This is a genomic window from Bacillus kwashiorkori (assembly GCF_001375515.1).
GTDB classification, from domain to species: Bacteria; Bacillota; Bacilli; order Bacillales; family Caldibacillaceae; genus Bacillus_BK; species Bacillus_BK kwashiorkori.
On record NZ_CTDX01000013.1, the window covers coordinates 145,105 to 169,438 of the forward strand.

Consider the following 24,334-nt stretch of genomic DNA (forward strand, 5'->3'; position numbering starts at 1 on the left):
TTTTTATTCTTTTTTACAGTAAATACGATGTAATGGATAATGTGATAATCGTTCCAATGACCACAAATATTACATTTACCCCTGTATATGCAATTATAAAGGCAACAAATGCCCCGAATAAACCAAACCAAATCTCCTCTTGAATAAACAACACCCCTGGAAAAATCAATGCACCTAAAATGGCGAATGGGACATTTTTTAACACTTCCTGGATAAAGGGAGGAAATGTAAAATTTTGAAAGAAAGTTAACGGTAACATCCGTGGCAAATATGTAGCAACAGCCATTCCTAAAATCATCCATACAATGGAATAATTAATCATTTATACCCCACTCCTTTCTTCTTCAAGTAAATAATTAGTTCGATTAGAAGAGAGGATAGCAATGTCGATATAACGATTGCCCAGCCTGTCGACAGCAATTGAAACATTACAAATAAGCAGTTAAAACTTGCAGAAACTACTGCTAAATAAAAGACTTTCCAACTGCCTTTCATAGACGGAACTAAAAGTCCTATAAACATTGCGTATAGAGCAATAGACATTCCTTGTTGAAAAAGTTCCGGCAAACTGCTACCAACTGCATGACCAATGCCAGAAAAAATTACCCAACTACTATAGGCTATGATAGTTAGTCCAAACATATACGAGGTAGTAATTGGTTCTTTCTTCACGGCTGCTACCGAAAAAGTTTCATCTGTAACGCCAAATGCATAAATTGCCTTTTTCAACGGATGATCCTTCTCTACCTTTTCATTTAAGGATGCACTCATCAAGAAATGGCGTATATTCACGATGAAAGTAGTAAAGACAATCTCCACCATTCCTATATGCTTACCTATCATATCTAGTGCCATATATTGGGATGCACCAGCATAAACAAATACACTCATTAACAATGTTTCCATCATTGTCAAACCAGTGGCCTTTGCTATAAGCCCATAAGTAATAGCAATTGGCATATACCCGATAGCTATCGATATCCCCTCTTGAAAACCTAAACGAAACTGTGTTGTTCGGCTATTCGTTACAGTTACTTCCATCAGATTCCTCCTTATCTATTAGTAAAACAACCCTAAATAAACGATGTATAGTAAATAATATTCCATTAAATTGAAATAGAAAAGAAAACTGTCCCCAAAATAAATTGAGAACAGTCACTTTTTCGCATTCTTATAATAAAGGAACACCATTCACGCTAGTGAAGAAGTTTTTTCACTTTTAGAATATATCATTACTCATGATAATCAGCAATATCATCCCACTCACTATTTAATTCAATTCCCATTTCACTTGCCGCTTTTTTATTGATTAATAGCTTTAACTTTTGTGGGTATTGGGCAGCTAATTCCGACGGATCCTTACCATCTTTTAAAATTTGAGCGGCCAGTAGTCCCGCTTCATAACCGATATCGTAATAGTCAAAGCCGTACGCAGCGAAACCACCACGTTTAACAGAATCAAGTTCGCCGACAAATAATGGAATATCATTATTTTGGGCTACAGAAATAACGGATTCCAACCCTTCAACAACGGAATTATCAGTAATGATATAAATAACATCAACATTACCAACTAATGATTCCGCTGCCTGTTTCACTTCCGAAGTATTGGCAATAGCCTTTTCAACAAGGGTAATCCCCGTATTATTCAACGCCTTTTTCATTGCATCAATTTGAACAACCGAGTTTTGCTCACCAGCATTATAAATAGTGCCAATTTTTGTTGCCGGTATATAATCTTGAATAAATTTAATTGTATTAGGAATGGCATCTGGATGTGTATCTGTCGTTCCTGTCACATTCCCTCCTGGCTTTTCCATCGATTCTACTAATTTAGCACCAACTGGGTCTGTCACAGATGTAAAAATAACTGGAATTTTATTTTGCTTCGTGGCCCCTGCCGCAGCTACTGCACTAGGAGTGGCATTGGCAAAAATTAAGTCTACCTTTGCATTCACTAAGTTTTGTGCTGCTGTTTTTGCAGTATTAGTGTCTCCCTGTGCATTCTGTTCATTAAATTTAACTTTTAAGCCTTGATCTGCTAATGCTTTTTTGAAACCATCCGTTGCAGCATTTAAGGACGGATGATCAGCATATACCGAAATACCGATGTGATATTCATCTTTATTCCCGCCTGATTTACTTGAACATCCTGCTAAAATTAACATTGAAGCAAACATTGTTACTAAAAAGCCCTTCCAAATTTTTAACATACACATCCCCCTTGTTAATTTAAGTTTGCTTCCTAAAAAGGCTGCTATAAAAATTATATGTACGACCTATTGTGCCATACCCTTTTAGGCAAAAAATAATAGTTTGAGATTAATTATAACGATTCTAGTAAATATTTCAAGTATTTTATGAAAATTAATATATATAAGTTTATTAAATCATTTGGACCTTTAGCGAAAAATTAAATTAATTTATATTGGAAATGTAAAACGGGCCATTCCACTCATACTTTCTAAACAATTCTCCTTCCATTTTTCTCTTAACCAAAAAAACCAGACCCACAAAGTTTTATCAGTGGTCTGGCTTTTCAAATTAAAATTTGGAGCAGTAGTAACTTTTTTCCCAAATAAGCATTAATAAATTAAATCAAGAAACTCATCTTTTGTTATATTACCAAAGTAATGTTTTACTTCCACATCGGCAAGTGCTTTAGCAAATTCGGAACGGTCATAACGGATTCCTGTTAATTTTTCTTCAATGTCTTTCACTTCACCTACTCCGAAGAAGTCACCAAAAATTTTACAGCTTTGGACAATTCCTTTTTCTACATTAAAGCGAACATCAATTGAACCAATAGGGAAGCGTTTAGAGTGTTGAATATCAAATTTTGGAGAACGTCCATAGTTCCAATCCCAGTTTTGATAACGTTCTTCGGAAATCTCGTGAATTTTTTCCCAGTCTTTTTCACCAAGAACATATTCTTGCACTTCTCCGCCTTGTTCTTCGAAAATACTTTTTAATAAATATAAGCGAAAATCTTCAATATCCATTGGCTCTTGTAAAAATTCCGATATATTTGCTACACGGCTACGAACAGATTTAATTCCTTTCGATTCAATTTTTTCCTTTTTAACTTTTAATGCAGATGCCACATTTTCCAGTTCTGAACTTAACATTAACGTACCATGTGTGTACATTCTTCCACCTGTAGAAAATTGAGCATTACCTGACACTTTTCGACCTTCAACAATTATATCATTTCTTCCTTGTAATTCCGCATTGACACCTAGTTTTCTTAATGCTTTAATTACTGGTTCAGTAAATTTACGGAAATTATGGAAACTATCCCCATCGTCTTTCGTAATAAAGCTGTAGTTTAAATTACCTAAATCATGGTAAACAGCCCCACCACCTGATAAGCGCCGTACAACTTTCAAATTATTTTTTTCCACATATTCCGTATTAATTTCTTCGATCGTGTTTTGATTTCTACCGATAATGATAGACGGTTCGTTAATATAAAATAGTAAGTATGATTCGTTAATGTCTAAATGTTTTAATATGTACTCTTCAATTGCTAAGTTAATTTGTGGGTCATGTATTCCTTGATTGTCTACAAATAACATCCCTATCTCTCCTTAAACGTCAATTTGTAATCCTAATTTTGCCAATTGAACAGGACCATTATAATACTTTTTCACTTCTTTTACTAATGTTTCCACATCACGAAATTGCGGTAAATGTGTTAGTACCGTTTGCTTTACATTTGCTTTTTTTGCAATGGTTCCAACATCACGGCTATTCATATGGCCAGCATTTTCACCATCCATATCTTCATAAAAGTTACACTCACTTAATAATAAATCGGCATCTTTAGCAAATCGGATAAAGCTATCTTGGTAAGCACTATCGGCAGTAAATATTAGTACTTTGCCACCTGCTTCAAATCTCATTGCATAACATGGGACAGGATGGTTTGTCCGTAAAAAGCTAACAGTGAAAGGACCGATATTACTTTCTCGACCTTCTGAATAAGCAACACCTTGAGTATATTGCTTGTACGTTAGTTTGGCGAACTCCCCAGCGTCCAACGTATGTCCGTAAATCGGCAATTGTTTTTCCGAGCCTGTTATAATACTATCAATCATTAGTGCATGTTGTAATACTCCTATATCTGCGATGTGATCAGTATGATAATGAGAAATAATACATGCATCTATCATTGTCGGTTTCACGAACTGTTGAAGCTTGGACAGGACAGCACTTCCACAATCAATTAATAAACGAAACCCATCATATTCCAGTAAATAACCAGTACTTGCTTCGTTAACTTTCGGATAAGCACCCCAACAACCGATAACAGTTAGTTGCAAACGACTACACCTCCTAATACCTTCTCATTTTCGACAGTATTTGACCACTTATAACTATAAACCATTATAAAATTTTTTTCACGTTGTTGCATTTTGTTATAAAACAATGTATCATTTTCGTACGTGTTATAATACAATATAATAAAATCAATTTAAGGGAGAGATGATTATGCTAATGAAAATGTCGGAATTTCTTAAAGTATTACCACCGAAGCTTTGTTATATTTGTGGAGAAAGAATTGAAGAACAACATGAATGTTATGGGAATAAATGTCATAAATGTTTAGGTTTTAAAGATTTATAGATTACTTGAAAAGAAATAATGTTATGGAAAATGTTTGAAATTTTTCTAGTTTTTTCGTTACACTCCTAACTATACACTCCTTGCTTTCCGGATTTTCCGATAAAAAAGTCAGGCCCAATACGAACAGTTACATGGTATGTATGGGCCTGACCACGATTGGAAAGTCTTTTTTTTGAAGTTACTGTGAAAAAAGTTATGATCTGCCAGACATGAAAGTGTTATTTTCATTTATCATAGGAATTTTTTTCATAACAGCATCTGTCAAAGCAGCGATAAATAAATCATGATCATTTGGCATCGGTGGACGATAATAGGAAACACCTAACTCTTCTGTTACTATTTTACACTCCACATCATTGTCATATAACACTTCTAAATGATCTGCCACAAATCCAACTGGTAAATAAATATATGCTTGATATTGGTGTTTTTCATAAAGTTCACGTGTTAAATCTTGTACATCAGGTCCTAACCAAGGTTCCGGTGTGTTACCTTCACTTTGCCAACCGACTGCATAGTTTTTCACTCCTGCCTCTTTGGCAATTAGTTTTGCGGTTTCTTCCAGTTGTTCTGGGTATGGATCACCAGCTTGTAAAATTTTCTCTGGCAAACTGTGAGCAGAGAAAATCACAACCGAGCGATCCTTATTCTCGTCATCCATCGTTTTCAGTAGTTCTGTTAATGCATCGGACCAATATTGAATAAATTTCCTTTCTTTATACCAACTATTAATTGGGAAAATTTCCATTCCACCTAATTCATTTGCTTTTTTCATTGCGCGTTCATTATAACTTTTAATACTAAAAGTGGAATAATGTGGAGCGAGAACAATACTAATTGCTTTCGATATTCCAGCTTGCTTCATATCTTGAACAGCATCTTCAATAAAGGGATGAATATGTTTTAAACCGATAAATAATTGGAACTCATAATTATTTTGAATTTTATTTAAATGAGCAGTAAGTTTCTCTGCCTGTACTTTTGTAATTTTTGCTAAAGGAGAGATACCTCCGATTGCTTCATATCGGTCTTTTAAGTCTTGTAACGCTTCTTCACTTGGTCTTCTGCCGTGACGAATATGCGTATAATACGGTTCAATATCTTCTTCTTTATATGGAGTTCCGTAAGCCATTACTAATAATCCAAGTTTTTCCCTCATCTTATCACCTCATTATCTAGTTTGTTGTTAATTTTTGTTTGCTATAATCATGGACAAAACTAGTTAGTCGTTTTAACGTATCTGGATTTACTTCTGGAAATACACCATGTCCTAGATTGAAAATATACCCAGGATTATTCATACCAGCATGTAATATTTGCTTCACTCTTTCTTCAATTACATCCCACGGTGCTAACAGTAGAGCAGGATCTAAATTACCTTGAAGTGCTTTTTTCACCCCTAAAGATCTTGCTTCTTGAATGGACAATCGCCAATCTAAACCAATCACGTCTACAGGTAAATCGTTCCATTCTTCGATTAAATGACTAGCGCCGACACCAAACATAATTAGAGGGACATTTTCTCTCTTTAGCTCCGAAAAAATCTTCTCCATCGTCGGTTTAATAAATAATCGGTAATCATTTTTATGAAGAGCTCCTACCCATGAATCAAATATTTGCACCGCAGAAACCCCTGCTTTTATTTGTGCCTTCACATAAGTAATTGTCATATCCGCCAGTTTATCCATTAACATAAACCAAGCTTCCGGTTGTGCATACATAAAAGCTTTCGTTTTGTTGTAAGTCTTCGAAGGTCCGCCTTCAATCATGTAGCTTGCTAAAGTAAATGGTGCCCCAGCAAAACCAATTAATGGTACATCTAATTGTTCCTCCGTTAGTAGGCGAATCGTTTCAAACACATATGGAACATCATTTTCTGGAGAAAGTTCACGTAAGTTTTCAATATCTTGCTTACTGCGAATCGGCTCATCAATTACTGGCCCAATACCGGACTTAATTTGGACATCAACACCGATACTCGGGAGTGGTGTCATAATATCCTTATATAAAATAGCTGCATCCACACCGTACTGTTCTACTGGTAGACGTGTCACGTATGCACATAGTTCTGGCTGGTGAGTAATCTCAAACAAGGAGTATTTCTCTTTCAACTTTCGATATTCAGGTTGAGAACGTCCTGCTTGTCGCATATACCAGACAGGAACGTAATCTGTTTTTTCACTCCGGGCAGCCTTTAAAAAAGTATTATTTATGATTTTCGTCATTTAGGCTTGTCCACCTTTCTAAATAAGTAATAAATAATATATATTTCAAGCTATGGGATGTGGGTGTCAAAATGTATCCACGGTAAAAATAATTATCATCTAATACGTATTTCAATATAGCTTTAATTCAACAAAAAGTATAGTAAATAGCCCGCTTATCACAAAATTGTCCCATTTTCCATTACTTTCTTCTAAAAACACATGAATTATTTTATTGTTAATCGAAAATAAAGTATAATAATATGAATATACAATTATTATTGTAAAAAAGCGTTTTCGGGGTTGATATTATGTTTATTTTTCTTACATCTGGTACCCACGACTATATGGAAAGAATTTTCAACAAAAATCACAATCATGGCACTAAACTAGTGTATATGTATAATATGGATCATGCCTTATTACTTCAAGAATCAGCAAAAAAGACAATTTTTCAATTGCCTAGGAAATATGAAATTTTGGAAAGCGAACATCACCTACCAAATGAAGGGTTTGCAGCCCTCCATTATATTCCTGTTAATGATGATAATCGTGAAAGGTTTGAATATCGATTAAAAAATCGAGGGAAAATCATCCATGGTGCGGACGGCTTCGTAGCTATTAGAGTTTTGCGGCCAATTAAAAATGATTCCTATATCATCTTAACTTGTTGGAAAAATGAAGAAACATTTAAAGATTATAAGGCGAGTAATAGATTTGCATTGGAATTCGGTGAACTGGAGAAGTTAAAAGAAATGGTAAAAATAGATATTAGAGCACCATATTTCACAACTTACAAAATTGGCATTGATAAGGATGAAGACGAAGGAAATCAAAAAAATGATATTCCATAACACGCTCCTTTATTTGATATAAACAAACTCCACAACACATGAAACTAAAAATGGAGGTTTGCAATCGTCCGTCCTTTTGCAAACCTCCTTTACATAGCAGGGATTTTCATTAATTGATTATAGATTCTTTTTAGAAAAAACAATTCCATTGCGATTTGCATAAATAGCCGCCTGTGTTCGATCTTGTACCTCTAATTTACTTAAAATATTACTAACATGTGTTTTTACCGTTTTTATCCCGATAAATAATTCTTTTGCTATTTCTTCATTTGTCATTCCTTCACCGATGCACATTAACACTTCTAATTCCCGTTCTGTTAACTCATCATGTAGTTTTCTTTCTTTTGGTCGCAATCGGTTTAACATCTTATTAGCGACCTTTGATTCGATTACCGTTTCACCTTTTATCGCCTTTTTTATTGCTTCGACAACTTCCTCTGCACGAGCTGTTTTCAACAAATAACTAAATGCCCCTGCCTCAATAGCAGGAAATACTTGTTCATCGTCATAATAACTAGTAATGATGATAATTTTACAAGTAGGATGGAATTTCAATATTTCCGCTGTTGCTTCTATCCCATTGCCATTTTCCATTAATAAATCCATTAGCACTACATCGGGAATTGTTTCTTTTACAACTTTCACCCCTGCATTACCACTAGCTGCTTCCCCGACAACATCAATATCATCCTCTGTTAATAAATATGAAATTAAGCCACGTCTTACCATTTCATGGTCATCGACTACAACAACCTTTATTTTATCCACTTTTTTCAGTCCTCCCTGCTCTCCCTAAGCGAGAGTTTTAATGCTTTTTCCACTAGAATATAGAGATATTTGTTCTAATTTTGGCTTATTGGCACCTTTATATCAATATAGGTCCCCTTATCTTGTTTCGATCGTATAGAGAAAATTCCACCAATTTCTTCACATCGTTCCCTCATTGTTTTTAATCCATAAGAAATTTTTTTATTTTCTTCCATATCAAACCCGACACCGTTATCACCGATATGTAAATAGATAGTGTTATTTCGTTCAGTTAAAATTAAAATAATCGTATCGGCGTTGGAATGTCGCAAAATATTAGATATTGCCTCTTGAACAATTCGAAATAAATGTTCTTCGACTGCCTTCGGTAATTCATTTACTTCATCGATAGTAGCTTCAAAATGCAAATTAGTTTTTCCTTTTAATTCCCTTACTAAAGATAAAATTCCATCACTTAATGTTTCACCGCTCAAATCGATAGGACGTAAATGTAATAATAATGCCCGCATTTCCCCTTGGGCTTTTGCTGCAATATCCGTAATTTGCTTCATTTGTAAAGGAACGAGTTCTGGCTTTTTATCAATAATCTTTTCCGTTGCTGCTGAAAGCATGCTTAAGGCAAATAGCTGTTGACTAACGGAATCATGTAATTCTCTTGCCAATCGCTGCCTTTCCTCCATCACGGCTGCCGTATGAATTTGCTGTCGTAAAGATGTTTTTTCATCAGCTAAACGTTGGATTGACTGTAATTGCTCATTTAATATTGTAGCTAAATTGTTTAATTCCTTCGCAAGAATACCTAGTTCATCCTGTTCATTTACGATCATTTTATCTGAAAACTTTCCTCTCCTTAATGATGAGGTAAAAGTGATCATCTTTTGCAGTTTTACTTTGATGTCGATACTCGTTCGATAACCGTAATAAATGGAAGTAATAACAGATAGGAGGAAAACGAATGCACTTAAACTAAGAACGAGGGACATAGTAAAAGGCTGATTTTTATAAGTAATAAGTAAAACTTGAGCACCAACAAAAAATAAAATAGAGATAAAAATAGCGACGAATAAAAAATTCGTTACTATTTTTATCGTTAAATTTCCGCTGTTTTTCCGCATTACCTCCCCTCCTTATACGTAATCAATATAAATTGATCCAATTGATAATTGAATGTTAATGTCTACTTTCCGTAATGCATATTCGTAATCCTCACTTTTAAATGATAAATAGCTTCCTTTTCCAAACTGATCGGAAGAGTTTCCGAATATCGTCATATCACCTACTGAATTTCTCGCTTCGATTTTGACAGCAATATCTTCTGGAACTAAAATTTGGACATCACCAATTCTCCCTTTAATTTTAATTGGTGTCTCCCCTTCTGGTATAAAAGCCTTACTTAAATCAATATAGTAGTTGCCAACGGTGTTATTTAATGTTAATGGTTCTAACGACCAATTCGACTGATTATACTCAACATCAGCTACTTTAAGACCGAAAACATTGACATTCGTTTGGGCAGTCTTTTTACTAGAAGCTTGGTGAAATGTTTTGTTGGATTTTTTATACGTTGTTTTCTCCTTTGAATTCAGTTTTTCCCCTATCGTATTTCTAATTAACTTTTCAATATTTTCATCATTTATTTTCTCACTAATTTCATTCAGCAGCTCATCCAGTTCACTCATTTTGATACTGTCACTTCGGCTGTTTTGTCCACCATTCTTGTCATTATCATAGGAAAAATCCATATTGAAACCAAAATCATCATTTTTTACCTTTGTCATTTTAATGACTTTTTTTTGAGGAAATAGAATGCCGATTGCAAAGAAAATAAACAATAGTGGCCAAAGCTTCCAAAAGTCCCAGAAACCAAAATCTAGCTTTCCTAACTTACTAAAAATCAATAAAATGGAATATAAGACAACAAAACTGCCCCAAAATATATGGTTTTTATATTTTTCGATAATGCCACGGACGAGCATATAAATTCCATAAACAAGAAAAAGATATGGATATATTTGGGTGAATATACTTTTTATTTCCAAGGAAATAATACCAATATTAAACAACAACAATATTCCACCAACAAGCAATAATATAATCGCTAATAAAAATTGGGAACTAGATAATTTCATCATTGACCCTTCTTTCCATCTCATCCTTATCATAAGTATATCGAAGCATTATCTATTTTTAAAATACAATTAGTTGGATTTCCGGTAAGTCTGGAGACGGATTTTTTCGGTAAAATAGTTATTTAATTAAAAAGTTCCTGGTCTTTTATTTTTCCAACGGAACATCCAAATCTCATATATTATTATATTTACCACTAAATAACTAAAGCCAATTGCAAATCCTGCTAATACATCGGTTGGATAGTGCTCACGTAACGGTATTCTACTTAATCCTGTTAAAACGATAATAGCTATTAAACTAATTTTCAAACCTATTCGGACACTAGTATTTTTTAATTGATTAGCCAAAAAGTAAAACACAACACCATAAAAAAGCAACCCTAGCATCGCATGTCCACTCGGAAAACTATAACCTTCATAAGTATGCCCAATTGGCCGTTCCCTTGAAATAATGTTCTTTAACCATTGGTTGAAAACATTACCTCCACCAACTGCAAGAACAACGATAGTCATTGCCATGTAATTTTTCTTATCTACCCAGAGCCAAACCAACAATAATAAAGTACCTGTGATAATAACCGGTTCAGAACCAAAATTCGTTATCACGCGAAAGAAAGCCATATATGTATCTAAAAATGCGAGTTTATTAATAAGGAAACTGTCTAATGCGGTTTCTTGACCATTTCCTACATAAAATAAAAGCATAATAAATATAATGAGCGTGAACAAGTTATATAGTAAGTATTTTTTCATAAAAAATTACTCCTCGTATATTTTTAAGTGAAGATATTAATATTGTAATACTATTTTTCAAAAAACTAAATACTTTTCGGAATACATGAAAATGTTATAATTAGGATAAATAAAGGAAGAGGTGGTTGTATGATTGAAGTGCTCCATAAAAAGCTAGATTCCTATTTCCATGAAATGGTCGACATTCGTCGTTTTTTACATCAACACCCAGAGCTATTGTTTGAAGAAAAGGAAACACCAAAACTCATTGCAGAATTTTATCGTAACATTGGAATTCCGGTACAAGAAAATGTTGGTGGAAATGGTGTAGTTGCTAGATTAAAAGGGACAAAAAAAGGGAAAACAGTAGCACTTAGAGCCGATTTCGATGCACTGCCCATCCAAGATGAAAAAGACGTTGCCTATAAATCAAAAGTTCCCGGAGTAATGCACGCCTGTGGTCATGATGGGCATACTGCTACATTACTCATCGTGGCAAAAGTTTTAAAACAATGCCAAGATAATTTAGCTGGGGACTATGTTTTTATTCATCAACATGCCGAAGAAATAGCCCCAGGTGGTGCTCTTTCCATGATTGAGGACGGTTGTTTGGATGGCGTCGATGTTATTTTTGGCACTCATTTATGGGCAACGGAGGATACAGGGAAAATATTGTATCGTTCTGGTCCAATTATGGCTGCTGCCGACCGTTTTCAAATTACGATTCAAGGACAAGGTGGCCATGGTGCTCACCCACATACGACTAAGGATGCAATTATGACAGCAAGTCAGTTTGTTGTAAATCTCCAGCAAATTGTTAGTAGAAAGGTAGATCCTATTGAATCGGCAGTAATATCTGTCGGTAATTTTGTGGCGGAAAATGCCTTTAATGTAATTGCTGATAAAGTCAAGTTAGCGGGAACAGTACGCACATTTAATAATAAGATTCGTGCATCGATTGAAAAAGAAATTGAAAAAGTACTGAAGGGAACTTGTATAACAAATGATTGCAGCTATTCCTATGAATATATTCATGGCTACCCTGCGCTAGTTAATCATCAAGAGGAAACAGAATTTCTTGCAGCACTAGCTAAAGATGTTCCGGGTGTCGTTGAGGTTGTCGAAAGCCCTCCGCAAATGGGTGGAGAGGATTTTGCCTATTATTTACAACATGTTAAAGGTAGTTTCTTTTTCACTGGGGCAAAACCAGTTAATGCAAATGCTGCTTTTCCGCATCATCACCCTAAATTTGATATCGACGAAAAAGCGATGGTAATTGCCGCCAAAACATTAGTCTCAGCAGCAATTAACTACCAAAAGGCTGTTGAATAAATCAACAGCCTCTTTATATTAATAAGGGGGATTCTTATTTGCTAATCATTTTCCTATTACGCTTAAAGAATACAAAGCTTACTAGGAGCAATGACATTCCTAATAACAAATTACTGTAAATGTTACTAGATGTATTTGGTAACGTGTTGTCACCATTTGTTTTTTCTCCAGTTTGACTGTTGTCTTTACCATTGTCATCTGCAGTTCCTGGTGTTTCCGATTCATCTTTTGTTCCTGGTTCTTTTGGATTATCTGTAGAACCTGACCCTTCGTCATTATCAGCCGGTTCAGTTGCTTTAACTAACACAATCGTTCCACCATCACTATTTCCAGGTATTTTTACTGTTATCGTCTTATCTTCTCCCACTGTATAATTTCTTTCGTTATACAGATCCGTTAAAACGGTTTTAGCTGGATAATCAACAGTAAATGTTGCTTCCTTTTCTTTCTCTGAAATGTTGAAGCCAACAAAGATGGATTCATCATTGTATTCCCGTTTCGTTATGAGTAGCTCTTCCTCATTACTTCCAAAAACCATTGTTCGTGTTCCTTTTGAAAATACTTTAGAGTATTCGCCACGAATTTGAAGTAATTTTTTATAATGGTCATGGATCTTCAGTGCAACTGGATCACGATTTTCATATTTATCCCAAGGCATCGAATCACGGTTTTCACCGAAGGAATAAGTAATACCATCTTGAACATCCCAAGAATTTTTACCGGATTGACCTAATTCCTCTCCGTAATATATCACTGGTTGTCCTTTTGCTGTTATTTGTAAAGAAACTGCTAGTAGGAATTTACCAATATCCCCATTAACATATTCTGTTAAAAAGCCATCTTGGTCATGGGAACTTAAAAATTGACCTAACATTGCCGTATTATCAATTTTTGCATTTCGCTCTTGTAAATATGCTTCCACAGCTTCCATATCGCCATTAACAAAGCTTTTTGCCTTTTCTTTAAAATCAAAGTCTAGCAATGAATCCATTTGTCCAGAACGTAAATGTCCGCCATCAAGATTATAACTAGCACCCCAATATTCCCCAATCATTTTAAAACTAGGCGCAATTTCAGTTAATGCGTTTTTGAATGCCATCCATGTTGTATCTTCCACGTGTTTTACTGTATCAACACGGAAATAATCAATCGTATCCCCACGGTCTGTTCTTGCTTTTTCTAGCCAAGCTGTTTGCCAGTCAATAAGTTGGTTGCGAACTTCTGGATCTTCTGTCTTAAAGTCAGGTAATCCATCTAATTCTGCACGAATTTCTCCACCTTCACTTTTTTCCCGAATCATTCCTTCAAAGGTTTTCTTTTCATCATCGGTTGGAGCACCAGGCAAGTCTTGCCAGTCGTTTTGATACTCGCTCATACCATATCCTGCATGATTTAGTACGACGTCTACCATAATTTTCATACCGCGATCATGGGCTTTTTCAATCAACTCTTTAAACTTATCCATATCCCCTAAAGTTGGATCTAAGGAAGTGAAATCCTTTGCCCAATAACCGTGATAAGCATATTGTTTTGCTGCCAATCCCTCTGCAGTAGTAAAATCAGCTCCTTTATTAAAATCAATATTATCCACTATTGGGGAAATCCAAATCGTGTTAATGCCGAGGTCTTCGAGATAATCTAATTTATTAATAATCCCTTGGAAATCACCGCCATGATATGCTTCTGGATGTGTTGGATCATAGCCATATGGATGGTTATTCGTTTTATCTCCATCATGAAAACGATCGGTTAACATAAAATATATCCGTGCTTCATCCCAATCAAAGTCTAACTTGCCTTGGGAAAGACGCGCCACAACTTCTACTTGTGCTTTTTGTTGATGGTTATTGCCGTATTCATCAACAACCGTTACTGTAATTTCTTTCATCCCAGCTAGAACGGTGTCTTTCACCCCGAATGTAACGGCATTTAATTGCGGATCAATTTTTACCTTATCATTTCCACCCACTGGAGTTAAATCTGCATAAATTTCCTTGATTAATGCCTTCTCAGGATTTTCAATATTTAAGGATATAATTGCATTCTCGTTATACGTCACTTTTTCAGGTTTCACTCGAGCAGCAATGTTTATTTCCGGCACCCGGTATTCCACAACTGACTTCCCGTCTACCGTATTCTTCGGATCTAGTACTTCTTCTGTTTTTCCATCCTTCGTTACGAGGAAGGAATACTCGAAAATACCTTCTGAAATACCTTCCATTGTATAAGTAAAATATTCATTTTCTCGATCATAGACCATGTCGTATTCTTTACCAAGTACTTTTACTTTTACCGACTCAATAGTATCCATTAAATCATTACGGTATAATGCTTCATCCCGATAAAAGAATGTAACATTACCATCGTTAAGAACAGGACCTTTCACGACTGGCACTACTGTTTGTCCAGGCACTCCTGTAACGACCGTAACTTTTGTAATCACTTCCTCAGGATCGATTGTCACATTATGGTCATCACTTTCAGGAGATATTTTTGCTGTCTCCCAATCGGTTCCTTTACGGATTAAGAAACCGATAGAATCCGTTTTTGGTCCGATTGCAATATTGGCTATTGCCGTATCACCTTCAATTTTCTCAAAGTCAATTTGATTATCTTTCACTCCCGTATTCCATACCCAAATGTTCCAGTCAGTAAAATCTTTATCAGGGCGGACATAACGAACACGAACATACCGTTGTTCCATTTCTTCTTCGTTCAGTTGCGGTTCGCTGTAATATACTTGGGAATCATTTTGAACTAACCAAACGTCAACTGTGTTGCCATCTTTTATTTCAATAACTCTTGCTTCCTCTTGTGTATCCCAGTTCCCTGGTCTTGTAATAACAGATATTTTGTTTGTCGGGAATTTATATGTTGCTTTCGCATACTCTCCTACTTCTTCTGTAAAAGAATATGCTTCCCCATTTTTTCCATCCCACCATATCCACATATCCCAATTATTTTGTTCCCCATCATGGCGATAATAGTGAATATTATAAGTGTAAAGGGAAGATAATATATTTATCTGCTTTTCTACTGATTTATTATTATATGTTGCTACAACGGTAACACTATCATTTTCTTTTACTTTATAATCGTTTGCTACTGATAGTCTATTTCCTTGTAACGCAACTCCAGCTTTACTTTCTTTTAAACTCCAAACTGGTTTAACCTCTGATTTTTCACCAGCTTCATTTATCCATTTGGCATTAAGTTCAATTTCCATGCCAACATTCATGTCATTCGCCGATTCAATAATTATTCCAGGAAGATGAACAACGGAATTATCACCGGCTTTGTTATTGTTGCCTGGGTCAGTAATCCAATTATTTTCTCCAAGTATAAACTTATATTCGTAAGTGCCAGGAGTGAGTTGTACGGTCAGTTGCCATACTCCTTCGTCATTCTTCTCCATTTCTAATGCATTATCTTGCCAACTTGTAAAACTGCCAGCAACCCTTACACGGTCAGCTTCCCCTATATATCGGAAAGTCACTTCACCATTTTCTTTTACAAGCGGACTTTCCGCTTTTTCCACCACTCCGACCGTAAATGCGGAATTATCTCCTGCTGATTGATCATTTAAAGGATCCTTTACTGAATCATCCCATGAACGATTATTACGAAGGAATTTATATTCATATTCTCCGGCATTTAGCGGACCAATTGTTGCTGTAAAGATACCGTTTTCCTTTTTCATCTCAACAGCAGTATCTAAGTTCCATTCGTTGAAATTTCCAATCACATACATTGCTGTTTCGCCACTATCCACATAGTTAAAAGTAACTTTCCCTTCGCTTCCAATTATTGGGCTTTTCACATTAGTTTGTGCTGTTACCAAAGTCGGCGCAATTCCGGAAAGCATTTGAATAAATAAAGCAAAAATCATTAAAATGGATAATTTTCTCATATGCCTTTTTTCCAAATTTTTCTCCTCCTCAACTTTTTTGTGCATACGTTTGCATAAATTGATAAAAACGTTCTAACTAGTTATCAAACTAGTTATTGTGCAATAATTGCGCAAGCGCTTTCATCCAATATATGTTAATCATATCACTTTTAGTTAACGCTTTCAAGAGGAAACAAAAAATTTCAAAATATGACAGTTACGTAATTATTCCTTTTAATGGTAAAGTTTTATTTTAATACGATGAGATAATTGAGGTGGGAGCAGCTCTGTCATAAAAGGAACAAAAGTTTTTCATATATTTCGTGGATTTTACTAAGAGGATATGTACGAAATAGGTAGGGGTTGAACAAAATAGAGCAACCCCTTTTTTTCTTGCAATTTCAATAGTAAAAAATATACGACACATTGTATTATTTATAAATGGATAACAGCTTGTTAATTTTGGCTCCATTTTACAAGTCGATTTTTACAATAAACAAAGACGAATAAATAAACAAAGACGCTACTAACGATAAATAAAATCAGCCCTTTTATCCATTCACCCGAGCTTAAGAAAAGGAATGTAAAAAACAAATTTTGCGTCCATAAGATGTTTAATAATATTTTTAAAAACGACTGCAATTGAATGTCAGAGGAAACTGGATATAAATCGGTCCAAATTACGTAATCATGATGCTTCCACATACTCAATAACTGAAATCCAGTTAAATAAATAAATAGTATTGCGATAATGTAGCTTAAATAGGAACCGTCAAGGCCAAAAATAAATACTCCACCTATTAACGTCAGTCTAATAAATAAGCCAAAATAATCGCCACTGCGAAAAAACGTTCGACTAATTAAATAACTATATGTACTATTTTGCGCAAAAGGGATTCCTTTATAGAAAATATCAAGACCCTTACGACGTTTTACCTCCATGCGTAATTCTGGAACATCAGTAAAAAGATTAGCAATCCGGTAAAATTGTCCGAGACGTCTTTCTTCATTATCTATTAATCGTTCCCATGGCAATGATTTTCCTTTCGTTTTTAAGGCAAAATAAACGAAATAAGCAAGAAAAATAACGATACAAGCGGCAAATAAAATGTATGCTTCTTGCATGAATAAAAATATGCTAATCCCGTTTAAGCAAATCCGCGTTAACACGTCCCAAGTAACAACTTGTTTATCGTAATCAAAATCCACGAACCAACGGACAAATAAGTTAATTATTTTTAATACAAAAATAAGTACAGCGAAAATAACGTAACTTTGATTACCACTCATTGTATTGAAAAAAATCGGTGCTAAAACTAACAAAAGCATAAATAAAAGATAGAGGTGCCATACGTAAGTAAGTATGAAAGAGCGAACGATGTATCGTTTTAATTTTGTTTCAACTGCTAATAAAAAAACTTTATCCGCCTCTTTAAAAAAGGTAATAATATTTCCAGTCGCTAACACGAATGAGAATAAAACGGCAAATAAAAACGCCGTTGGAAAATCTTCCGATAAGCTTGCAACCCAATCTTTATAATAGTAAGCTCCTGCACCAATAGAAATTAATAAAACAATTAATATGTGGTCATTAAACATATACCGTCCGAACTTAAGCATTTCTTTCATCCGTTCTCCGAAACGCTTGGACCAAAGCTGAATACTATTCATCATTTGCTTCATCCTTTGTTAATTGAATATAAATATCATCCAAACTCGCATTAGCTAGTCCAAATTGTTCTCGCAGTTCTGCCATATTTCCTACTGCTTTTACTTCCCCATTATGCAAAATGACGAAGCGATCACAGTATTTTTCAGCAGTTGCTAGAATATGGGTTGACATTAAAATACCTGAACCAGCAGATTGGCGCTCTTTTAAAAGTTGCAGCAAAGAGTTGATTGCTAATGGGTCCAATCCTACAAATGGTTCATCAATGATAAAGAGTTCTGGTTCCACTAAAAATGCCGCCATAATCATTACTTTTTGTTTCATTCCTTTAGAGAAATGGGAAGGAAACCATTTTAATCTTTTTTCCATCCGAAATTCTTTCAATAATTTGGATAGACGTTCTTTATATTGGGACTCCTCGAGACCATAGGCCATCGCTGTTAATTGTAAATGCTCTGCTAATGTGAGTTCTTCATACAAAACCGGCGTTTCAGGAATAAATGAAAATTTTTTCCGATACAGTAATATGTCTTCTTTCATTGTTTTGCCATCAATCGTTATTTCCCCTGTTTTCGGCTCCATTAACCCGATAATATGTTTAATTGTCGTACTTTTTCCAGCTCCATTAAGACCAATTAAAGCGACAATTTCCCCTTTATTTACTGAAAAGTTTATATTTTTTAATACATTTTTTTTCGTATACCCACCAGTCAAATTTTTTATTTCTAACAAACCCATACACATTCTCCTTTAAATTTGAACTACTATTTAACAGTGTAATCCTTACCTCTAATTGATAACCCGCTTCAAAAGGGTAAATGAACTTAATATTTATACGTAACTGCCTTTACACCGCCTTCTTAACACATTTACCCGAAAAACTCTTCTTTAGTCCCATTCTAGCAGAAAAAACATATCATAGTCAGAAAAATAACATGGCTTCCAAAAAAATCTTTTTTTAATTTGTGCATATTCCAAATGTAACTGGTTATCATAATAAGCGAAGGGGAATTAATCACACTCACAAATGAGGTGTTTGCCAAAGATGCTTTAACTTGTTGTAAAAAGAGTAAATTGCATTCGAAAAACATTCTCAAAGTAAAATGAGGTGTTTACGAAAGATCATCTGCCGAAAGCCGAAAAGTTGAAATAAACTTCCAAAGCGAATGGGGATGATGAGCTTGAATGCTTTAGACATCTTTGAAAACCTGTAAAGCACGAAAGGTAACATCGAAGAAATTTCCCTTCACTTGGGCAAGGTTTGTGACAACACAAGCCTTGCTCTCTTTTTTTTGCATTTTTGAAAGGCGTTACGGTCAATTGTAATTAATTTAGATCCCCCCTTTATTTATTCCAACTAAGGTGAGTTAGAGGAACCATTTTCCTTTTCTAGCTAAATTATGCTAAAATAAACTAAATTATGATGGAAAGGCTGGTTACGTTACATATGAGTGATTGTATATTTTGCAAAATAATAAATGGGGAAATTCCCTCGGCAAAAGTATATGAAGATGAAAATGTGTTAGCTTTTTTAGACATTAGCCAAGTTACGAAAGGTCACACCCTCGTTATCCCTAAAGTTCATCAAGAAAATGTTTATGAATTAACGCCTGATGTAGCACGTAATGTTTTTGCAGCAGTTCCAAAAATCGCCAACGGGTTGAAGGCTGCTTACCACCCAGTAGGGATGAATATTTTAAATAATAATGGTGAATATGCTGGACAATCTGTATTTCATTTCCATATACATTTAATTCCACGATATGGTAAAGGGGACGGCTTCGGGGCTGTTTGGAAGACACATACGAGTGACTATACACAAGATGATTTACACGATATCGCAAAAACAATAAAAGAGAATATTTAATTACTATTGTGCAGTTCGAATGAAAAAAATCATGTATTGTTTGACAAGTTCCAAATATAGATGATTTGAGATTTTGAACTGCTCATTTTTTTTCGCAAAACACCAAAACTTACTCATATTCATTTCAATCGATACTCCTATATAATTCTCACACCCAATATTCTTCCGATACTTTTCCATAAATAAATTTATTAAATATTTTTAAAAAATAACCTTTGCATTAGTTATCGAATATGTTATAATAATTGCAACTTTCCCCGCTTTTGGTCACGAGGACACAAAAGGGGTAGAGTAATAGAATAGTTGAGACGAGGAGAGATGAGAAATGAATACGAAAAATCTTGTAGTAATGGCATTACTTGTTGGAATGGGTGCTATCTTGCACATGATCATTCCAGGTTTTGGGGCTGGTGGAATGAAGCCAGACTTCAGTTTAATCATGATGTTCCTAGGAATTTTTATGTTCCCTGAAAAGAAAAATGTACTTCTACTAGGGTTAGCAACAGGAATTATTTCTGGGTTAACGACAGGATTTGCTGGCGGATTTTTTCCAAATGTCATTGATAAAATGATCACTGCTTTTCTTTTCTTCGCATTATATGTAACAGTTAAGAAAACAAATAACATTGTCATAAACGCATCATTAACCGCTGTCGGAACAATAATATCAGGTACTATCTTTTTAACTGTCGCAGCTGCAATGGTTGGCTTAGGAGAAGCTGGTTTTATTGGATTATTTACAATGATTGTTATTCCCGCAATGATATTAAATACAATTGTCATGGCAGTCATATATCCGACTGTTTTAGGCATAGCAAAAAGAACAAAATTAGTTCATTTGCCTCAATAACAATTGGATTATTACGACTTAAACTAAACAGAGAACTTAATCCAAATTAGATTAAGTTCTCTTTTTAATAGACAATCATTATTAGAAGAACAGCAGCAATTATTAAGGTCAGTGCCATCATCAATTGGAACAAAGCTTTCCTTTTGGCAGTATCTTTAACAACAGGATTTTTTATTTTTTTCAAATTTATTACGGACTGACTTAAACCAAATAATAAAAGGATGCTTAAGGAAAAAAGGCCAAAAATAATTCCTTCCATTCCACTCCCCCAATCTAAAACGTTATGATTCTTATATATATGAGGTTAATGTATAATTATATTAATAAAAAATAAAATTTTTCTAAAATAAACAAGGATTTTTCAATTTAGTGTAGAATTTTGTTTAATACCATGGCAAAATAGAACTTAATGAAACGAATTAATACGTCAATCGTATATGTTAGTATCGTTAGCAGAATTTTTATAAAGTTAACTATCTAAAAATTTAGCATTTTGCAAAGTATACTGTTATTATTTTATTAACATAATAATTCTTAAATAAAGAAGGTGATATTGATGGACAAGGACATTTCAAAAATCGAGGCACTTTTATTCAGTCAGAAAATTTCCCAGCTAGGAAAGGCACTTTGGAAGTCAATTGAAAAAGATTGGCAACAGTGGATTAAGCCATTTGATTTGAATATAAACGAACATCATATTCTCTGGATTGCTTACTATTTAAATGGGGCATCTATTTCAGATGTTGCAAAATTTGGCGTAATGCACGTATCAACTGCTTTTAACTTCTCAAAAAAGCTTGAAGAAAAAGGATTACTATCCTTTTCAAAAAAAGTAGACGATAAGCGAAATACGTACATCCAATTAACAGAAAAAGGGGAAAACATTGTTTTAGAGTTAATTAAGTCGTACGATCCAAGTAAAAATTCCGTCCTTCAAGGCGCACTTCCATTAAAGGAAATGTATGGTAAATTTCCAGATATTTTAGAATTAACGGCGATTGTTCGGAATATATATGGAAATGATTTTATGAAAATATTTCAATCATCCTTTCACCATCTAGAGGATGAATTTACCGATGATGATGGATTTATTAAAAAGAAGGAAGATAAAGAAAAAGAAGTGGTATAACTTGAATAATGGATGTGTTTTGCTATTTTACATATTTTGCAAATTCATTCATTAATTCTAAGTACAGGCCTTCATTTATACATGCTTGAATTGTTTCCTTCACTTGCAATTTTTTATTAAGTCTGTTAGCGAACTCTTTCATTAGCGGATGAAAATATACAAATCCTTCCGCTTTTTGTTCTTCCCATTTTATGTGTAATTCGTCACAAAGGTTATGGAACTCTTCTACATCTTGTCTCGTTAGATTTTTTTCAATGATTAACTTAGTAAAATCCATCTTCGAATCTGTTAATAAACGGATGAATAATTGTTGATGGTATTCCAGCAACTCAATTCTTTTTAATATTTCCTCCATATAATATTCCTGCCCTTTCTTTTTCTACCTTTAGTATAATCATTCTTCTTGACGGAAACAATTACCTTTTATCTCGACTAAATTAGTCATTATGTCCTAATTTCACGATTAAATTTTCCCTTCCTACATTAGAAGAATGATTTCTAAGAAAAATTTAATGAATAAATGAAGAATTGGTGTTATTATTATAAAAAGTAATACTATGTTATGAAAGAAAAGCAAACTTTGCAATCTATCAAAATGCGAATGAACAAAATTACAACCCCTATTGTTTCATAGTGGAATTGTAATTAGGAGGTAATATTTTGGTCCTAACATTTATCCTTGTAGCAGGCTTTATTTTATTTTATATGAATAATTTAATGCACGCCTTCTGTATTCAAAAAGAAATTCCTGATGAAAAGCAGCCAAGTGTAATTCGGACAGTCAATATACTAACTCTCATTTTGCTTATTTCCTCATACATTGAAATTCTTTTCACTTAATAAAATGGTCAAATGAAAACGGCAAGAAATTCTTGCCGTTTCCCCATTATCTCTTACCATTTATCGCAAATTTGCTTACCACCATGCCGCACCGACAATGATGAGTAAGATAAATAAAACGACTAAAAGGGCAAAACCACTTCCAGCATATCCACCAGCAGTCATCCAATTATCACCTCCAAAAAGGTATTCCTATATGATTCAAAAAACCTATTCACTTAGTAAGATGAAAGGTCCATTCTTAGCAAATATACGCACTACCAACAATTACTAACAAAATAAATAACACGACAATTAACACAAAACTGTTATTTCCCCAGGCCATATGAAAATTACCTCCTTTTCTAATTTCCATATATACTATGTATAAATGCGGAAAAGTGTATAGTACAAAAACCCATTTGATGATTTTTTTAAAGCATTGAACTTGATTTTCTCTATTTTTAACGTTAATATAACAGAAATTAGTAAAAAAAAACGTTTCTCAGAAATGGGTTATTATGATATAGTTAAAATTGTAAAAAAAAAAGACAAACTAAAAATTCAAAGATATTAGGAGTTGTTTATTAGCATGAAGAAAAAGCTACTACTTTCTGTAACACTAGCAGCAGGAATTTTAACACTTTCCGCCTGCGGTAACGGTGATAATGTTGCTGAAACTAAGGCAGGAAATATTACCCAAGATGAGTTTTATCAAGTATTAAAAGAACGTTATGGTGAAGCTACCCTTCAAGAACTAGTATATGAAAAGGTTCTAGCAGATAAATATGAAGTTACTGATAAAGAAGTTGAAGCGGAAATTGAAACATTTAAAGAACAATTAGGCGAAAGCTACAGTATGTTCTTAGCACAATACGGAATTAAAGACGATGAGCAGTTGAAAGATATTTTACGTATGCAATTACTTCAAGAGAAGGCTGTTCTAGATGGACAAACAATTACAGATGAAGAACTTCAAGAACAATATAATATGGAATCAAAAACTGTTACTGCCCGCCATATATTAGTTGCTGATGAAAATACTGCAAAAGAAGTTCTTGACAAATTGAATAATGGTGAAAAGTTTGAGGATTTAGCGAAAGAATATTCTACGGACGGTACGAAGGATAAAGGTGGAGATTTAGGCGTACTTGATCCAAATAGCCTCGATCGTGATTTTGCAGTTGCTGCATTTAAGTTAAAAGAAGGAGAAGTTAGCAGCCCTGTTAAATCCCAATTTGGTTACCATATAATTGAAGCAACTAAAGTAGAAGATAAAAAAGATGTTAAACCTTTTGCTGAAATGAAATCAGAGTTAGAAGATAAAGTGAAACAAACAAAAGTTACTCAAACTGCTGTCCAAGATGCTCTTAATAAATTAGTGAAAGACAGTAATGTGAAAATTAATGATAAAGATTTAAAAGACTTATTTAAAGCAGAATAATAAATAAAGGTGCCTCCTT

26 protein-coding genes are annotated in these 24,334 nt (G+C 34.2%); 8 read left to right on the plus strand and 18 right to left on the minus strand.

Translation table 11 applies throughout. The features are described 5' to 3' along the window. Positions 1-13: 13 nt before the first annotated feature. The 5 genes from BN1242_RS04910 to BN1242_RS04930 form a co-directional block, all read right to left on the minus strand. Positions 14-319, minus strand: coding sequence for an AzlD domain-containing protein (locus BN1242_RS04910; RefSeq protein WP_062352541.1), 306 nt, complete (start codon positions 317-319; stop codon positions 14-16). After that, positions 319-1,041, minus strand: coding sequence for an AzlC family ABC transporter permease (locus tag BN1242_RS04915; RefSeq protein WP_062352176.1), 723 nt, complete (start codon positions 1,039-1,041; stop codon positions 319-321). The genes BN1242_RS04910 and BN1242_RS04915 overlap by 1 nt, the downstream gene beginning before the upstream one ends. Before the next feature lie 191 nt (positions 1,042-1,232). After that, positions 1,233-2,213, minus strand: a complete 981-nt coding sequence (locus tag BN1242_RS04920) for an ABC transporter substrate-binding protein (protein WP_062352179.1) — start codon at positions 2,211-2,213, stop codon at positions 1,233-1,235. Between the two features lie 372 nt (positions 2,214-2,585). After that, positions 2,586-3,578: a lipoate--protein ligase gene (locus BN1242_RS04925; RefSeq protein ID WP_062352183.1), complete on the minus strand. Its 993-nt coding sequence runs from the start codon at positions 3,576-3,578 to the stop codon at positions 2,586-2,588. Between the two features lie 12 nt (positions 3,579-3,590). Further along, a complete protein-coding gene (locus BN1242_RS04930) occupies positions 3,591-4,325 on the minus strand; it encodes an MBL fold metallo-hydrolase (RefSeq protein ID WP_062352185.1) in 735 nt (244 codons plus the stop codon). Between the two features lie 169 nt (positions 4,326-4,494). Between BN1242_RS04930 and yhfH the strand changes: the two genes are divergently transcribed. Next, positions 4,495-4,629 (plus strand): protein YhfH, encoded by a 135-nt coding sequence (gene yhfH / locus BN1242_RS12985; protein ID WP_071435451.1) that lies wholly within the window; start codon positions 4,495-4,497, stop codon positions 4,627-4,629. Positions 4,630-4,822: 193 nt separating this feature from the next. On the opposite strand, the gene hemH is transcribed toward yhfH, so the two are convergent. After that, complete coding sequence (hemH, locus tag BN1242_RS04935) at positions 4,823-5,788, minus strand: ferrochelatase (protein ID WP_062352203.1); 966 nt, start codon at positions 5,786-5,788, stop codon at positions 4,823-4,825. A 16-nt stretch (positions 5,789-5,804) separates the two neighbouring features. Then, on the minus strand, positions 5,805-6,854 hold the full coding sequence (gene hemE / locus BN1242_RS04940; protein WP_062352206.1) for a uroporphyrinogen decarboxylase: 1,050 nt from the start codon (positions 6,852-6,854) through the stop codon (positions 5,805-5,807). Between the two features lie 290 nt (positions 6,855-7,144). On the opposite strand from hemE, the gene BN1242_RS04945 reads away from it, so the two are divergent. Further along, complete coding sequence (locus tag BN1242_RS04945; protein WP_062352209.1) at positions 7,145-7,687, plus strand: antibiotic biosynthesis monooxygenase family protein; 543 nt, start codon at positions 7,145-7,147, stop codon at positions 7,685-7,687. 117 nt (positions 7,688-7,804) lie between these two features. Here BN1242_RS04945 and BN1242_RS04950 read toward each other — a convergent pair whose 3' ends face one another. The 4 genes from BN1242_RS04950 to BN1242_RS04965 form a co-directional block, all read right to left on the minus strand. Further along, positions 7,805-8,455, minus strand: coding sequence for a response regulator transcription factor (locus tag BN1242_RS04950; RefSeq protein ID WP_072136169.1), 651 nt, complete (start codon positions 8,453-8,455; stop codon positions 7,805-7,807). A 74-nt stretch (positions 8,456-8,529) separates the two neighbouring features. Beyond that, positions 8,530-9,570: a sensor histidine kinase gene (locus tag BN1242_RS04955; RefSeq protein ID WP_062352212.1), complete on the minus strand. Its 1,041-nt coding sequence runs from the start codon at positions 9,568-9,570 to the stop codon at positions 8,530-8,532. A gap of 12 nt (positions 9,571-9,582) precedes the next feature. Beyond that, positions 9,583-10,584, minus strand: coding sequence for a cell wall-active antibiotics response protein LiaF (gene liaF, locus BN1242_RS04960; protein WP_062352215.1), 1,002 nt, complete (start codon positions 10,582-10,584; stop codon positions 9,583-9,585). A 126-nt stretch (positions 10,585-10,710) separates the two neighbouring features. Beyond that, positions 10,711-11,337 carry a phosphatase PAP2 family protein gene (locus BN1242_RS04965; protein ID WP_062352219.1) on the minus strand — a complete coding sequence of 209 codons (627 nt, stop codon included), beginning with the start codon at positions 11,335-11,337 and terminating at the stop codon, positions 10,711-10,713. Positions 11,338-11,466: 129 nt separating this feature from the next. On the opposite strand from BN1242_RS04965, the gene BN1242_RS04970 reads away from it, so the two are divergent. Beyond that, positions 11,467-12,648 carry a M20 family metallopeptidase gene (locus BN1242_RS04970; RefSeq protein ID WP_062352222.1) on the plus strand — a complete coding sequence of 394 codons (1,182 nt, stop codon included), beginning with the start codon at positions 11,467-11,469 and terminating at the stop codon, positions 12,646-12,648. 34 nt (positions 12,649-12,682) lie between these two features. Here the strand turns inward: BN1242_RS04970 and BN1242_RS04975 are convergent, their stop codons facing one another. The 3 genes from BN1242_RS04975 to BN1242_RS04985 form a co-directional block, all read right to left on the minus strand. Further along, positions 12,683-16,573 (minus strand): alpha-amylase family glycosyl hydrolase, encoded by a 3,891-nt coding sequence (locus BN1242_RS04975; RefSeq protein ID WP_062352225.1) that lies wholly within the window; start codon positions 16,571-16,573, stop codon positions 12,683-12,685. A gap of 420 nt (positions 16,574-16,993) precedes the next feature. Continuing rightward, positions 16,994-18,211 (minus strand): ABC transporter permease, encoded by a 1,218-nt coding sequence (locus tag BN1242_RS04980; RefSeq protein ID WP_062352228.1) that lies wholly within the window; start codon positions 18,209-18,211, stop codon positions 16,994-16,996. Then, on the minus strand, positions 18,201-18,944 hold the full coding sequence (locus BN1242_RS04985) for an ABC transporter ATP-binding protein (protein ID WP_062352231.1): 744 nt from the start codon (positions 18,942-18,944) through the stop codon (positions 18,201-18,203). Before BN1242_RS04985 ends, BN1242_RS04980 begins: the two co-directional genes overlap by 11 nt. Before the next feature lie 709 nt (positions 18,945-19,653). Here BN1242_RS04985 and BN1242_RS04990 point away from each other — a divergent pair. Together BN1242_RS04990 and BN1242_RS04995 are read left to right on the plus strand one after the other, a co-directional pair. Further along, complete coding sequence (locus BN1242_RS04990) at positions 19,654-20,073, plus strand: HIT family protein (RefSeq protein WP_062352234.1); 420 nt, start codon at positions 19,654-19,656, stop codon at positions 20,071-20,073. 325 nt (positions 20,074-20,398) lie between these two features. Further along, a complete protein-coding gene (locus BN1242_RS04995) occupies positions 20,399-20,923 on the plus strand; it encodes a tryptophan transporter (RefSeq protein WP_062352237.1) in 525 nt (174 codons plus the stop codon). A 64-nt stretch (positions 20,924-20,987) separates the two neighbouring features. Here the strand turns inward: BN1242_RS04995 and BN1242_RS05000 are convergent, their stop codons facing one another. Continuing rightward, positions 20,988-21,182, minus strand: coding sequence for a hypothetical protein (locus tag BN1242_RS05000; RefSeq protein WP_062352240.1), 195 nt, complete (start codon positions 21,180-21,182; stop codon positions 20,988-20,990). A 297-nt stretch (positions 21,183-21,479) separates the two neighbouring features. On the opposite strand from BN1242_RS05000, the gene BN1242_RS05005 reads away from it, so the two are divergent. After that, positions 21,480-22,052 (plus strand): HTH-type transcriptional regulator Hpr, encoded by a 573-nt coding sequence (locus BN1242_RS05005; RefSeq protein ID WP_062352243.1) that lies wholly within the window; start codon positions 21,480-21,482, stop codon positions 22,050-22,052. A 22-nt stretch (positions 22,053-22,074) separates the two neighbouring features. Here the strand turns inward: BN1242_RS05005 and BN1242_RS05010 are convergent, their stop codons facing one another. Beyond that, positions 22,075-22,407 carry a DUF1878 family protein gene (locus tag BN1242_RS05010; RefSeq protein ID WP_062352246.1) on the minus strand — a complete coding sequence of 111 codons (333 nt, stop codon included), beginning with the start codon at positions 22,405-22,407 and terminating at the stop codon, positions 22,075-22,077. 305 nt (positions 22,408-22,712) lie between these two features. On the opposite strand from BN1242_RS05010, the gene BN1242_RS05015 reads away from it, so the two are divergent. Continuing rightward, complete coding sequence (locus BN1242_RS05015; protein ID WP_062352249.1) at positions 22,713-22,892, plus strand: hypothetical protein; 180 nt, start codon at positions 22,713-22,715, stop codon at positions 22,890-22,892. A 75-nt stretch (positions 22,893-22,967) separates the two neighbouring features. On the opposite strand, the gene BN1242_RS05020 is transcribed toward BN1242_RS05015, so the two are convergent. Next, positions 22,968-23,057, minus strand: a complete 90-nt coding sequence (locus tag BN1242_RS05020; protein ID WP_062352250.1) for a YjcZ family sporulation protein — start codon at positions 23,055-23,057, stop codon at positions 22,968-22,970. A 76-nt stretch (positions 23,058-23,133) separates the two neighbouring features. Next, the gene (locus tag BN1242_RS13120) at positions 23,134-23,217 is read right to left on the minus strand and encodes a YjcZ family sporulation protein (RefSeq protein WP_072136170.1); all 84 of its coding nucleotides are present in this window, start codon (positions 23,215-23,217) and stop codon (positions 23,134-23,136) included. A gap of 246 nt (positions 23,218-23,463) precedes the next feature. Between BN1242_RS13120 and BN1242_RS05025 the strand changes: the two genes are divergently transcribed. Beyond that, positions 23,464-24,315, plus strand: a complete 852-nt coding sequence (locus BN1242_RS05025; protein WP_062352253.1) for a peptidylprolyl isomerase — start codon at positions 23,464-23,466, stop codon at positions 24,313-24,315. Positions 24,316-24,334 lie beyond the last annotated feature (19 nt).

Coding starts and splice junctions, on each gene's coding strand:
- BN1242_RS04915 (WP_062352176.1), bottom strand. CDS start 1,041: ATGGAAGTAACTGTAACGAATAGCCGAACAACACAGTTTCGTTTAGGT.
- BN1242_RS04920 (WP_062352179.1), bottom strand. CDS start 2,213: ATGTTAAAAATTTGGAAGGGCTTTTTAGTAACAATGTTTGCTTCAATG.
- BN1242_RS04925 (WP_062352183.1), bottom strand. CDS start 3,578: ATGTTATTTGTAGACAATCAAGGAATACATGACCCACAAATTAACTTA.
- yhfH (WP_071435451.1), top strand. CDS start 4,495: ATGCTAATGAAAATGTCGGAATTTCTTAAAGTATTACCACCGAAGCTT.
- hemH (WP_062352203.1), bottom strand. CDS start 5,788: ATGAGGGAAAAACTTGGATTATTAGTAATGGCTTACGGAACTCCATAT.
- hemE (WP_062352206.1), bottom strand. CDS start 6,854: ATGACGAAAATCATAAATAATACTTTTTTAAAGGCTGCCCGGAGTGAA.
- BN1242_RS04945 (WP_062352209.1), top strand. CDS start 7,145: ATGTTTATTTTTCTTACATCTGGTACCCACGACTATATGGAAAGAATT.
- BN1242_RS04955 (WP_062352212.1), bottom strand. CDS start 9,570: ATGCGGAAAAACAGCGGAAATTTAACGATAAAAATAGTAACGAATTTT.
- liaF (WP_062352215.1), bottom strand. CDS start 10,584: ATGAAATTATCTAGTTCCCAATTTTTATTAGCGATTATATTATTGCTT.
- BN1242_RS04965 (WP_062352219.1), bottom strand. CDS start 11,337: ATGAAAAAATACTTACTATATAACTTGTTCACGCTCATTATATTTATT.
- BN1242_RS04970 (WP_062352222.1), top strand. CDS start 11,467: ATGATTGAAGTGCTCCATAAAAAGCTAGATTCCTATTTCCATGAAATG.
- BN1242_RS04980 (WP_062352228.1), bottom strand. CDS start 18,211: ATGATGAATAGTATTCAGCTTTGGTCCAAGCGTTTCGGAGAACGGATG.
- BN1242_RS04985 (WP_062352231.1), bottom strand. CDS start 18,944: ATGGGTTTGTTAGAAATAAAAAATTTGACTGGTGGGTATACGAAAAAA.
- BN1242_RS04990 (WP_062352234.1), top strand. CDS start 19,654: ATGAGTGATTGTATATTTTGCAAAATAATAAATGGGGAAATTCCCTCG.
- BN1242_RS04995 (WP_062352237.1), top strand. CDS start 20,399: ATGAATACGAAAAATCTTGTAGTAATGGCATTACTTGTTGGAATGGGT.
- BN1242_RS05000 (WP_062352240.1), bottom strand. CDS start 21,182: ATGGAAGGAATTATTTTTGGCCTTTTTTCCTTAAGCATCCTTTTATTA.
- BN1242_RS05005 (WP_062352243.1), top strand. CDS start 21,480: ATGGACAAGGACATTTCAAAAATCGAGGCACTTTTATTCAGTCAGAAA.
- BN1242_RS05010 (WP_062352246.1), bottom strand. CDS start 22,407: ATGGAGGAAATATTAAAAAGAATTGAGTTGCTGGAATACCATCAACAA.
- BN1242_RS05020 (WP_062352250.1), bottom strand. CDS start 23,057: ATGACTGCTGGTGGATATGCTGGAAGTGGTTTTGCCCTTTTAGTCGTT.
- BN1242_RS13120 (WP_072136170.1), bottom strand. CDS start 23,217: ATGGCCTGGGGAAATAACAGTTTTGTGTTAATTGTCGTGTTATTTATT.
- BN1242_RS05025 (WP_062352253.1), top strand. CDS start 23,464: ATGAAGAAAAAGCTACTACTTTCTGTAACACTAGCAGCAGGAATTTTA.